Source organism: Arcicella sp. GW822-FHT02H01 (assembly GCF_058802005.1).
In genome coordinates this window covers 116,662-130,494 of the sequence record NZ_JBXANT010000005.1, presented here as the reverse complement: position 1 = coordinate 130,494, position 13,833 = coordinate 116,662, and the positions used below count along the sequence as shown (strand labels likewise).

4 protein-coding genes are annotated in these 13,833 nt (G+C 32.8%); 2 read left to right on the top strand and 2 right to left on the bottom strand.

Features of this window, described 5'->3' with window-relative positions; translation table 11 throughout:
• Nucleotides 1-779: 779 nt before the first annotated feature.
• On the bottom strand, nucleotides 780-1,667 hold the full coding sequence (locus AC1RNE_RS22905; protein ID WP_492804493.1) for a hypothetical protein: 888 nt from the start codon (nucleotides 1,665-1,667) through the stop codon (nucleotides 780-782).
• 4 nt (nucleotides 1,668-1,671) lie between these two features.
• Nucleotides 1,672-2,619, bottom strand: coding sequence for a ParA family protein (locus tag AC1RNE_RS22900; protein ID WP_492804492.1), 948 nt, complete (start codon nucleotides 2,617-2,619; stop codon nucleotides 1,672-1,674).
• Nucleotides 2,620-2,986: 367 nt separating this feature from the next.
• Between AC1RNE_RS22900 and AC1RNE_RS22895 the strand changes: the two genes are divergently transcribed.
• Nucleotides 2,987-3,592 carry a LuxR C-terminal-related transcriptional regulator gene (locus tag AC1RNE_RS22895; protein ID WP_492804490.1) on the top strand — a complete coding sequence of 202 codons (606 nt, stop codon included), beginning with the start codon at nucleotides 2,987-2,989 and terminating at the stop codon, nucleotides 3,590-3,592.
• A 197-nt stretch (nucleotides 3,593-3,789) separates the two neighbouring features.
• Nucleotides 3,790-13,830 (top strand): DUF8696 domain-containing protein, encoded by a 10,041-nt coding sequence (locus tag AC1RNE_RS22890; RefSeq protein WP_492804488.1) that lies wholly within the window; start codon nucleotides 3,790-3,792, stop codon nucleotides 13,828-13,830.
• Nucleotides 13,831-13,833: the final 3 nt, after the last annotated feature.

Genomic DNA, 13,833 nt, shown 5'->3' with positions numbered 1-13,833 from the left:
ATCATAGAGAAATCTCCCAAATACAGGTTTGGTAAATTTGTTATATTACGAGGCAATAATAACCTATTTTTAGGTAATTTTGTTATAGTAACTAGGTAATTTTGTTATAGTTCTCGGTAAATTTGTTATAGTATCAGGTAAATTTGTTATATTTAAGCGCATAATCAACTGTAATTCAATAGGTTACAACGTCAGAAAATACATTAAAAAGAAAATAAAAAGAATAAAAACAACAAAGAGGAAAAAAAAGATGATTGTTGCTTCTTTTTTTCTTTTTTCGAACAATTAAAAGAAGAAAAATTTGTAATAATTTTTAATACGATAATATGAAATCAAATAGCAAGTATAACAATTTTACCAGAAATTGAATGTGATATTATCTGAATCTCATAAAGTCACTATGCGTTAAATGCTATTTTTGATGGTGTTTTTGTTATAGTTGAAAAGGTTTTTGAAAAGTGCAACACTTGCACTTTTAGTTTTCTAAAAGAATATATAGCTTTTTAAAGTTGTTCAATAGTTTAATGATACTGCATATCTATAAAAATGTAAAAAAAGTGTTTTATGGTAATTTTGTTATAGTTTATATACTATGAGTAATTCTGGTAACTTAAAAGTGCAAGTGTTGCACTTTTTGGATTTTTGTTATAGTTAAAGCTAATAAGAGAACATAAAAGATGTTATAAAATGTATAATATAAAATTTCTTGGGATTTTTGTTATAGTATCTTTTTGTGAATATTTCTAAAAGTGCAACACTTGCACTTTTAGAAATATTGTTTAGAGGACTGATTTAAGTTGATAGATTTTTTTTATTAATAAATCACAATCAGCCTCTTTAGCTAGATTATTAGCGAGCGTTATAATTTGACTTCGTAACGTTTCTTGTGGAATAGGGCTAGAAAAAGCAGTACTACTAGATTTTTCTAAAGTTAAATTGAGAGCACTTAAATCTAAAATAGACTCAACACCAATATCTTTGCGATTGGCTAACGTTTGAATTTGCTTTTTACTCAATACCGAAGAACCACTTAATACTTGTTCCTGTAGATGCTTACTAAGCTTGGATAAGCCCTCTGCAAATTTTCCGTCATTTTTTATTGTGCGCACACTAACGTTAAATTCATCAGCAAGCTTTTCAGCAACATTAATTGGCTTATTGTCGTCATGTGTTTGTAAAACTACTCCCCTATTAGCTTTCTGAGTATTGTATTTTAACCCCCTTAAATACGACTCTTCTTCAGGAGTAATATTTCGGCGACCTAACTGCAAATCAATCATAAACTCTTTGACTTTCTCTATTGAATCAAATATTTTAAGATTGATTTTAAATTCTATTTTATTTTTTTGACAAATGGCATATCTATTATGACCATCTACCAAAACATAAACGGTTGTATCTAAATCATCTTGCTGAAGCTCAGTCGTTGTTGTTTCCCAAAGAATTAAAGCATCTTGACAACCGTGAGTTAGTAAATTTTGCTCAAGTTGGGTAAACTGTTCTTGGCTAAGAGGACGAATTAAGTTTTTTAATTCATCTATAATTACAATAGCACCTTTAATGCGCTCGACATCATTGAAACCACCAATAGGAGCAGGCTTGGGGATGTTGTGAATAGTCGCTACTTCAACAGCCCTCTTTTTAAATATCTCTTTTTTAGATGCCATGGCCTTATTCGTTTGAAATTACTTCGTGGGCAAGTTCCATATAAGAATTTGCAGCTTTTGACTTTGGGTCATATTGGAAAATATCCTGATTCATATATTGGCTTTGTTTTAACACAGTTGTATTTTCAATAACACTCTTGAATACAGGGATAGTAGGATAAGTTGATTCAACACTTTCCATCATCACTTGATGAATAGTTTGATTAGAGTGAACCATCGTGAATAGAAAACCTCTTACTTTTAAAGAAACATTTGTGTATTCCCTGACAGCAGAAATCTTTTCTAGTAAGTTTTTAACCCCATTAAAAGCTGATGATTCAGGTTGAATAGGAATAATACATTCAGTAGATGCATTTAACGCTGAAATCGTCATTAAGCTAAGCGAAGGAGGGCAGTCAAAAAGAATAAAATCAAATTGATCATTTAAGGCTTGTATTTTTTTAGCTAATCGCATTTCAGAACCTACTTCAGTAATTAACTTTACCTCATAAGTAGCCATTTCAATATCAGAAGGTGCTAAAAACAAATTTGGCTCGATTTCGAGGATAGGTAAGGGGTCACGAGAAATCAATGAAGTGATTACTTGTTTTTCAGGAGAGTGAACACCGAAGCATTGAGATAAATTGCCCTGAGAATCCATATCTACTAATAAAACGCGGTACTTGAGTAAGGCAAGAGCTTTACCTAAATTTATAGTTGATGTTGTTTTGCCAACTCCACCTTTGTGATTGATAATTGCAATACTTCTAGCCTTTGAAAAAGTAGAGTCTGTATAACCATAATTTCGCATGGCTACTTCTAATTTTTCTAAATGTTTAGTTGAAAATGCCTGTATACCTTCTAAAGCTTTGTAGATGGTAGTTGCAGGGATTTGAGCTTCCTTTTCAAGTTGAGTTCTATTAATAGAGGGGCGAGAAAATAGAAATTTACGTACAGTTTCAGTCGTAATCATTCGATTTTATGTTTCAATAGTTAACTTTTTTAATATAAATCAAATATATAATAATATATATATAAATAAAAATAAAATATATACTATTATATATATTAAGTGTTGTTTCAGTCATTTTTAAGTATGATTTTGGAGAGTAAAGAGCTATTTTGCTAAGGTGCTCATGTAATAGCGATGATAAAAGTCAAAAAATATTTAATTATTATCATATAGAAATATTACAAATAAGCATAATTTTTGTATTTTTATGTATCTATATGTATCTATATACCTTATTCTTAATAATATACTACCTATGTCACAATACACTACAAGTATGGAGTTAAAGATTACTCCCACACTCATGATTGCTTCTTCAAATCTACTTATGGCAGAACTAATCAAAACAATAAATAACGAAATCCCTTTTGAGGTAATTTGCATTATAACAGAAGGCACTGAATTATTTGAGAAAATTTTTGAAGTTCATCCAGATTATTTACTAATAGATTCTGAATTAGAAAACTGTAATGGGTTAGGCTTTTTTAAGAAATTGGAAAGAATTAAAATTAACGCTAAAGTAATTGTTTATTCATTTTCCAAAAATCCTGCTTACATCAAATGCTTCCTTTCTTCCAAGGCTAATGCCTATATTCAGAATGGATGTAGTTTATCTGAATTTAAAGGATGTTTGAAAAATATTTCTGAAGGCAAGAGGGTTATTTTTTCTAATATTAATCAACATGAAGAAATACTACATAGGTATGCAACACAAGCTTTACCTCACTTTAATTTCAACTTATTAACTGAACGAGAAAAAGTTATTTGGAAACTTCTTGCTCAAGAAATGACAGAAAGAGAAATAGCAGATAAACTTATTATTAGCATAAATACTGTAAAAACACATAAAAATAATATTTCTGAAAAAATAGGAATTAAAAATAAAAGAAGATTAACAAGAGTTGTGAATTCAATGTTGACGTATAATGAATAGCGTTATACTACTTTGGTATTAGAAAATACTTCAAAAAATCATACTTTTGAAGTATTTTTTTTAATAAAATAACTAAATACTTTTGTAAAGGATTTTTAATTAGAGAATGAAATACAATTTGAAACATCAAAGTATTTTAAGTCTTTATTAGATATTTTGCTAACACCATTCAAATTTTACTACTGCCTAATAATAATATGAAACAATTCTACATTGGTTTTTTATGCCTTACAATTCTACTTATTTTTGGTTTTCAAGCAAAATCAAGGTATTTATCTAGTATAGGTCCAATTGATGGAACTAGAGATAAAGTAGAAATAGATAATAAGTCAAAGGGGAAGAGTAATAAAAATAAAAAAAGAGAGCTCTCTTTTAAAAACGAAGATAAAAGAGGTTATCCAAATACATTCCTTACTTCATTACCCCAAAAAACAATTACACCGAAACCACTAAATACTCAATTAGGTCATCTAGTAGGGCCAGATCCTTTTATGTTTACAATAGTTTCTTCTAAAGAAAGCGTAGCGATAGGAGAGGAGTTTGAACTCACTGTACAGGTAAGTTGGGTTGATTTTGGAATTAACAATGGAGTACGTTTTTTACCTGAATGGTATAAGTACACACTTAAAGTTTTAATGCCTAATGGATTTGTACAAACAGGAGGCAATTATGAAGATTACTGTACAGCACCTGTAAATTCAGAAAACCAAACAGCCAATTTTACAATTAAAGGTTATTTTGAATTTGAATCCCAAGACGCTACGTTTAAAATATTGAGAGGTTTTGAAGGAGCTAATGAGAAAAGTGAGTTTATTTGGAAGGGCGAGAAGAGTATAAATATAGAGGAGTCTCAATATTATTGTAGTGCTTATAATGTAGGAAGTCAGTCTGAAAACTTAAGGATAGATGTTAGTAATGTATTAAAGGAATGTCAAAATTTAGATTCAACTAACGTAAATAATACTTTCAGAGGATTATATTGTTTTAATGAGGGGTGGATATCAGGTAGTGGAAAATTTGGTTTAAGTGTTGCTTACAATCGGACAATTTGTATAAATAATATTAGCTATGCTGTATATAAAGCTAATATTAAAAATTTTAGGGAAAACGATATACAGGATATAAAAATATTATTGCATGGTACTCCATCCTCACAATATATTTCAGATAATTGCTATAATATTTCTACCGAAAAGCTTCTCCATTACAAATCTGAGACTATAACAGGGGCTAAAGGATTAGGAGGATGTGGTAGCACAGAGATAAATATACCAATCACGCAATATCAAAAATATTCAGCTAAAGATGGAAATGGGAATTTCATATATAAATTACATGCACATATTCTTTATAAAACTAGTACTGAAATTTATAATTTAGATTTACCTAATAATAGCGATTTTTCAATATCATCTTTAGCGGCATATAATGCTGTTGCAACAGTTAACGGCTTAACATTAAGTGTATCTGGTTGTGATATAAATAGCTCAATTAGTTGGCATAATGTTAATGATACAACCACTACTGTGGGTATGGGAGCTACGTTAAACATTAATCCAACACTAACTACTAAATATAAAGCTAAATGTTTAATCAATAATTGCGAACCTTATTGGTCAAATGAAGTTACTCTAGTTGCATGTGTATTAAATCCACCAACAATATCTACTACCTCAACAGTAATAAATGCTGGTGAAAATATAAATATATCTGCAACTGGTTGTTTAAATGGTGCCATAACTTGGAATAATGGAACAATTGGAAATACATTAAGCGACCTACCCAACGTGACAACTATTTACAAGGCTAAATGTACAAAACAAGAGTGTACAAGTGATTGGTCAAATCAAATTACAATAATAATTCGTCAAGATTGTAACGTGACTAAACCAATAATCACTACGAATAGGCTTACAGTTAATAATGAGAATCCAACTACACAACTTACTGCTACAAATTGTGCCTATGCAATTAAATGGTATAAATCTGATGGTAGTTTTACATCTTTAGGTGAAGGGGTGACCTATAACGCAGGAGCTGGATCATATTATGCAAAATGTATAAATAATTGTGAAAATGGTATTAAAGGAGAAATTAATTCTGATAATATAGTTATCGAGTATAAGTCATTATGCTCTACGACAGGTTTTGGCCCACAAATTACCAATAATTCTACAGGGCAAGTAAGTAATAAGACTTTTTGTACAAATGGTACAGTGAATTTAACTGTAAGTGGATGCTATGACAATTCTAAAGCAAAATGGTATAATACAAATGGTGATTTTTTAGCGAACGGGAGTACATATAGTCATACAATTAATTCAAACCAGACGTTTGCTGTATCTTGTGAAAATCAGTGTAACACTTCCGAAAGATTAGGTTGGGAAACAATTAATTTCACGGTTATTCCTTACGATCAATGTTTTGAAATAAACCCACAGATAGTGAATAATACACCTGGAAATGTAACAACATTTTGTGGGAATGGGCAATTTTTAGTTTCTGCTAGTGGTTGCCCAGACGGGAATAAGGTAAAATGGTGGGTTGGAAATGGTAGTAGAATACAGGGGTCTGATTATTCAGAAAATATAACCAGTACTACCGAAGCTAGATTTCAGTGTATTAGTCCAGTTACAGGAGATTTGATAGGGCCACAACGAGCGATAACATTTACGGTTAATTCATACACTTCTTGCAATTACGCTCCAGCTATTATCAATAATACTCCTGGTAAAAAGACTGTTTTTTGTACAAAAGGTTGGGTTGATTTAGCTGTTACAGGTTGTCCCAATAATAATTTAGCACATTGGTATACTGACGGAACAGAACTTAATGCAGGAATAAGTTCCTTTATTAAAGGAACTATTACACATACAACTAAAATCTGGATAAAGTGTATTAATCCTAACGATAATACTGAATTCGGATGGAATGAAGTTACCTTTAAAGTTGATAATTCAGGTTGTGACCCTAATAACCCAACTATTATCAATAATACAACGCATGGATATAATAAATTTTGTCAAAAAGGATGGGTTAGCCTTGAAGTAGATGGTTGTCCAGATAATAATAAAGCAAAATGGTATAAAAACAATACTCTCGTTAAGCAGTCTGCTATTTATAATGAAGTAATTAATCAATCTGCTACTTATAAAGTTACTTGCGAAAATCCTACTTATGAAAGCTCTTACAGTGAAATAGCGTTTGAAGTATTCACTAATGGAGATTGTTACATTCCTTCCGTAGTTAATTTAACTCCGAATGGACAAACTGATTTCTGTGGTTCTGGCACCTTAAAGCTAATGATGACAGGTTGCAATACCAATTATCAACCAGCATATCAAGAGTTTCTAGATGGAAAACCAAGCAAAGATATTGACGGTTCATGGGAATCAATTGATGGGATTAATACATATGTCCTCAATTATAACGCCACCGAAAATGGATACATAAAGATTTTTTGTAGAACAGGTGAAAACCCAAATGATTATATATGGACAAATCAGCAAATCGTTAAATTTAAGGTAAATCCAATACCTATTATTTCAGCTACTAACACACCTGCTTGTGTAGGAACACAGTTTTTACTACGAACTGATGTTCCTAACATTCCAATAAATAATGGTACAACAAAATTTGAATGGACCAACACTAATAATATTGTAATTGGTAGTCAACAAAATATTTCTGTATTAGCAACTAACTCAGTACCAACAATATATAATGTAAAATTTACTAATAACAAAGGCTGTTCAACAACAGCAAGCACTGTTGTAACAAACTATTCATTACCAGTAGTTTCTGTGACTAATAGTTCTATTATTCAGTGTGCAGGAACATTACTTAATCTTAATGCAAGTGCTAATGTTGGAAGTGGGAAAGCTACAATTCAAGTAAAACTGGCTGAAAATCTTACCTCTATTGATAGAAGTGTTCAGTTAAACATTACTGGTTCTATGAATCCAACCCCAGCTTCCATAACTATTACACAAAAAGGGAAAACAAATGCTACTTGTATTAAATGTCAAAATAATGTATTAACAGATGGTCAAATAATAGGTTACAGTAGTATAAATCAACCAAATCAGAAAGCAATTATTAAGATTGAAAATGGATGTGCTAAAGCTTGGTGGTATGAATTAAATGAAATGGTGCATCCCGATTGGATACCTTTATTAAAAAACAAGACACTCCCCGATTCAATATTAAATACCTGTATCAATTTTAGTGGTTTTAATAATTGTACTAATGATAAAGCTTGTGACCAAGGTAGTACCTCTGGTATTAGCAATTTTACTTCAGCAGGGGGCATTACTACCTTTGAAATAACACTTCCATCTGTTAATGGTACTTGGACAATAACCAGACCATCAGACATGGATAAAAATTGGATTTCTTTTGTTAATACCTCAGAAAGCTCGACAACACTAGTGGGAGGGGGAGTACTTAATTATAATTGGACAAAGGAAACGACTTTTAAATCTAGTATTCAAAACCCCAATATTGCTAATATTCAATCAAGTGATGCAGGAACTTATAAGGTTGAAGTAACGGATGTTAGAAACTGTATAGGTTCAGCAACTATAGATGTCGTAGTGAATCCTCTTCCCGATGCTACTGTTTCTGCTGAAACGGCTACTACTTTTTGTCAAGGGGGTAGTGTGGTATTAAGTGCCATTGCAGGAATGGTAAATTATCAGTGGAAAAAAGACGGTGTTAATATTGCTGGAGCAAATAGTCAATCATATACAGCCACTACTTCAGGAAGTTATACTGTACATGTTACTAACAATAATAATTGTTCTAATACCAGTACTGCAACTAATGGGAAAACGGTTGTTGTGAATGAAACACCAACAATTCCAATAGTAACAGGAGCAACGATTTGTGCTGGTAATTCAACTACTCTAACAGCAACTGGTTGTTCAGGCAGTGTTGGTACATATAGTCTAGCATGGTTTAACGCTTCAACCAATAGTGCTGTCACGATGCCTGTTACTCCTACAGTAAATACAGATTATTATGCTAAATGTATTAAAATGGCAAATGGAATAAGTTGTGAGTCCTTAAAAAGTGCTAATGTAACTGTAGTTGTTAATTTAGCAATAAGTATTGTAACACAACCTACCAGTTTAAGTATCTGTTCTGGAGTAAATACTACTTTTACTATCGTTGCAACAGGATCTTTACCCACATATCAATGGCAAGTCAGTACAGGCAGTACTTTTACTAACATAACAGGACAAACAGCCTCTACATTAACTATTAGTAATGCCACAACTTTAATGAATGGTTATAAATATCGTTGTTTAGTTTCTAGTCCTTGTAGTTCAATAATAACTTCCAGTGAAGTTATCCTTACTGTAGCGCCTAATCCTACTGTAATAGCCACAGCAACAAATATAAATATTAATGCTGGACAGTCTGTTACTTTACAAGCTTCTGGTGCTTCAAGTTATACTTGGACAGGACCTGATGGTTTTACCTCATCAAGTCAAAATCCTACAATTTCAAATTTTAGTGTAACAAAAGCTGGTATTTATACAGTGACTGGGCTAGCTGGCTCTTGTAGTGCTAATGCAAGTATAGCGCTTACAATTAATACATGTGCTGTTTCTGCTGTAACGCTTATCAATGTATGTGCTGGACAGACAGTAGATTTTTCAGCTTCTGGAGGAGATAATTATAATTGGGAAGGTCCATTAGGGCAAGGATTCATTGCATATATAGCTAATCCTAAGATATATAATATCAGAAAATCTCAAGAAGGTATTTATAAAGTAATCATATCAAAGAGTGGAACAAATGCTTGTACGGCTAGTTTTAATGTTCAATTGAATGTTGCAGATCCTTTTGGGTCTACTCCATATATAAGAGATTTAACAACTAGAGCAACCTGCCCAAATGCCTTCACTTTAAAAGTTGAAGGTTGTCCAACAGGAACGACTGGTTATAAATGGTATGATGTTTCACCTGAAAATCCAGAGGCCAATAGACCCCAGGTTTTATCAACAACAGATCAACTGGTTAGGTCTGTAACTTGGAATTATCCTTTGATAAAGGTTGAGTGTATTACTCCTAGTATAACATCTTGTCCACCAATAAGTAGTACTGCTAATATATTGACAATTAAAAAACCTAGTATTGCTATTAAAAATATTATTCAACCTTGTGAATATGAACTTAGCACTGCCGCTGTGCCTATAGGAAAAGTAACATTTGAGATAAAAAATGCTAATTCTTTAACAGGTTATGCACTTGCTAAAAACGACGTTACTATACCTTATTCTTGGGATGCAGCTTTTGTAGCCTTTCAAGGAATTAGTGGAAGCGGTGGAAATGGTGCTGGAGGATATGGATTTGCCTTTACTCCTAATTCAATTAAAGAAATACAAGAGCGCCCTGAAACGGAATCTCCTGCAAGGCACATAAAAGTGTCAGAGACGCTATTTAATATTAAAAATGCTAATATTCCAGCATCTGGTACAAGATGGAGATTATTTCTTTTGGATAATGAAACCAAATGTATTGCTTATACTGAAGAATTTGAAGTGTATAAGCCTAATCAAGCAATACTTACTAATCCTGTTTCACAAGATAATGTAGTAAATTGTTTTAATGATCTTGGTTCTGCTGTTATCAATTTACAGTCAACAAATTTTGTAACAGGCAATATTTTTGAGGGTAATAAACAGCTTTTTACCAAGATTGTTAACAATGCTATCCAAGTGCTTGACGATAACAACAATATTATTAAAAATGTTACGAAGACAAGTGGTGTAGGAACTGATATTAATAGAAGTTATAAAATAAATTTGGCAGGCTTACCAGCTACCACTACGATTAAAGCATACCAAGATGCTTGTGTAGGTCCTCAAGCAAATGCCACAACTTGTGAGCAACTACCACGGTATAAAATCTCATATTTAGCAGGTGACGGTTGTACATACAGTAGTCCAAGGTTTGTTATTCAGCAACCAGACTTACTGGAATTATATGCAGGAGCAAGTGCCCCCAATTGTTATGGTGAAAAAATTCCTAGCGTAGAGTTAATTGCAAACGGAGGGAACTCTGGTAAGCAATTCTATTTAGTAAATGGAACAACTGAAACTAAAGTAGGAGATGCTGATGCAAACGGTAAATTTATTGTACAAAGTAATAAATATGGAGAAGTTCCTCCTTACATTTTTAAAATAAAAGATTCCAAAGGCTGTAATATGTCAAAAGAAGTAACCAAATCACCTATGCTTCAATTTGTTACTGCTGCAACAGTAAGCACAGAGACGCCAGATGTAGTAACAATGTCGTTTGTTGGAGGGAAAAAGCCTTTTTATTATGCTATAATTCCACTTACACAATCTACATTACCAACTACTACGCAGTGGTTATCCATTTCAGAGAATAGTGGTTATGTTGACGGTGAACCTATTGATACAAAAGCAATAGCACCTGGTAAGTATAAGGTTTATATGAAATATGGTTCTTGTGAAACACTCTCAAGTCCAATTAATGTCACAGTGGGAACAAAAACAATTCCTGAGACTCCGATTGTTCCAAATATGGCTATTTGTGCATCATCAATAGAACAAATAAAAGAACAGGTGAAGTGTAATCAACCCTTTTGTGATGTGAAATGGTACGCTAATGCTACTGGTGGAGATACCCTAAGATTACAAGAAGATATAATAAATACCATCGCAAATATTGGTAAAAAAGAATTTTATGTCTCTACTAAGATACAAGGTACTGATAAAGAAACCAGTGCTAGAGTAAAAGTAAGCTTATTGTTCATTCCAAACGCTACTGTAAATGCTACCAACTTAACCATTTGCCAAGGGTCATCTATTAGTTTGGCAAATTTAGCAACGATAAACAATCCTATGAATTATGCTTTAACTGGAGTGATGGCATTGCAAGTAACAAACCCAGAAAATAAAGTATTTGATGATGTAAATTTCCTTCCTGACAAATCAGGCATTTATAAGATTCGACAACTATACAAAGAAAATATACAAAGTTTAGGTTGTTCAAGTTCGGGGAAAGACATAGCATTAACCGTAATACCCGCACCGCCAACACCATTACTTACTCAAAAGGAGTACACATTTTGTAATAACATGGTGGCTACTGCCATTACACCTACTAAAAGTAATGGTAGTAATGGTTTACTTTGGGTAGACCCAAATAAGACAGTTGCTGATTACTATAATCCTGTAACATCTGCTGTAGGCATTAAAACATTACAAGTGTATGAGTTAGCTTATAAATCCACTACGCCACTTACGGAAGAAAATGCTTGCCGTAGTGTATTACCACTTACTATTACACTGAATACAGTTACTGCCGCTAATTTACCAGTACCAACTATAAAAGTAGGTGGTGCTGTTTGTGGCATAAATAAAGTAAGCCTCGAAGCTACTGGTTGTAGCCCCTATATGACAGTTAATTGGTTGGCAAATACTGCCTCTGGAGGGGCATATCAATCAGTAGGAACAGGGTTGACCTATGCGGCCTCTGCTGGCATTACTTACAAAGCTAGTTGTGTTGTTAAAGCTGGAAGTTGCGAAGGCCCATCAAGCACAGAATTAGCTGTAAATACGGCTATGACGGCATTTAATGTTAAAATAACTGCCAATACTCCTCTTGCTGAATATCAGACGCTTGACCTAAAAGCTTTAGCATCTCCAAATGCTACTTATGCTTGGACAGGGCCCAATAACTTTACAAGTACACTCCAAAACCCAAGGATTATAGATTTGACTAGTGCCGCAGCAGGAACTTATACGGTAACTGCTACAGAAAGCACCTGTACAGCTACCAGTACTATTGTTATTGCAGTAAACCAAGTGGCTGATTGTAATATAAAAATCAAGGCCATGAGTGGTACTACAGAAACCTACAAGTTTCCATCAACCAGAAGTGCTTCATCAAGTGCCCTAACACTTTCAGTGGTTGATAATGTATCGCCTGCTTACTGGAATGTAAGCCCAACAACGTATTCTTGGAAAGACCCTGAAGGCATTATAAGTACTGAAAGCACATTAACAGCTACCAAAAAAGGTGAATACACTTTACAAATTACAAAAGACGGAAAACAATGTGAAAGCTCTGTAACCTTAAACGGTACTCCATGTGGCGACGTATTAGCTTATACTTGTAATCCTAACAGCATAGCTGCACCACCAACAGGAGTAAGACCATTAAAAGTACTAAGACAAGGAGATGAAATTTTTGCCGGAGATTTTAAAGCTAAGATTATAAGTAGCACAGGCAATGGTACATTTTCAGGCACTGCTAGTGTACAAATACCCTATTTGGCTAATGCTGAAATTCTAGCAACTTTTTCAAATCTCCAGTTGAATGACTGCTACGAACTACAAAGCGGAGCGGACAATAAATTAATAACAGTTTATAACCCTGCGGCTGGCTTAATTGTCGATGCTGATAAGGTGATAGATGTTGTTAAAGAGGTTGCAGATGCACTCAATACATTAATACAAACCAGTATTAACAAAGACTATAAAGAAATAAAAGCCTTTAAAGAAGCTACAAAAAATTATGTAAGAGCCAATTTGCCAACTGAAATGGTTGAAAATTATACAAAAGCGTTAGACGAGTTAGACAATGCTAAACTGAAATATGATGTTTGTGCCAAGGCTGTCCCACAAGATAAAACATGTATGGAACAAGCAGAAAAAGATTTTAAAGCTGCTCAAGCAAAATTGAAAGATTTGAAAAAACAGGAAGATGAATTAGTTGAAAAAGTAACAGATATTATTTGGTTGGCAGTAAAAAAATTAGGGACAGAATCTTCTAGTCAAAAATCCGTAAAATTAGAAGGTTATAATTCTACCAAAACTGCCTTAAATAGTAAGGTATCTCCAAGAAATACTACCCAAGACAATAATTATCTTTTCTTCGTAGAAGATAATAGTAGTGATGCAATTGTAGAAGCTAATAATACTGATTTAAAAGATTTTGTTACAAAATTCGACAATTATACATCTATGGGGGCAGATTATCTGCTTCAAGAATACGGTATCACTTTAAATAATAAGTATGCTACAAAAGATAGAATTCAGTTAATAGGTGCATCCATTAAGTCTGAAAACAATGGAAAAACCTTAATATATAATATAGCTGATAGGGTTAGTAAAAATGAAGTCCAAACAATAACAGTAGAGTATGTTAAAAATCAATTAAAACTGTTCTTAGCCCAAACTATATTAAACAAATAAAAA

What these genes read in the sequence shown, in the direction of transcription:
- AC1RNE_RS22895 (WP_492804490.1), top strand. Translation starts at nt 2,987, where the DNA reads ATGGCAGAACTAATCAAAACAATAAATAACGAAATCCCTTTTGAGGTA.
- AC1RNE_RS22890 (WP_492804488.1), top strand. Translation starts at nt 3,790, where the DNA reads ATGAAACAATTCTACATTGGTTTTTTATGCCTTACAATTCTACTTATT.
- AC1RNE_RS22905 (WP_492804493.1), bottom strand. Translation starts at nt 1,667, where the DNA reads ATGGCATCTAAAAAAGAGATATTTAAAAAGAGGGCTGTTGAAGTAGCG.
- AC1RNE_RS22900 (WP_492804492.1), bottom strand. Translation starts at nt 2,619, where the DNA reads ATGATTACGACTGAAACTGTACGTAAATTTCTATTTTCTCGCCCCTCT.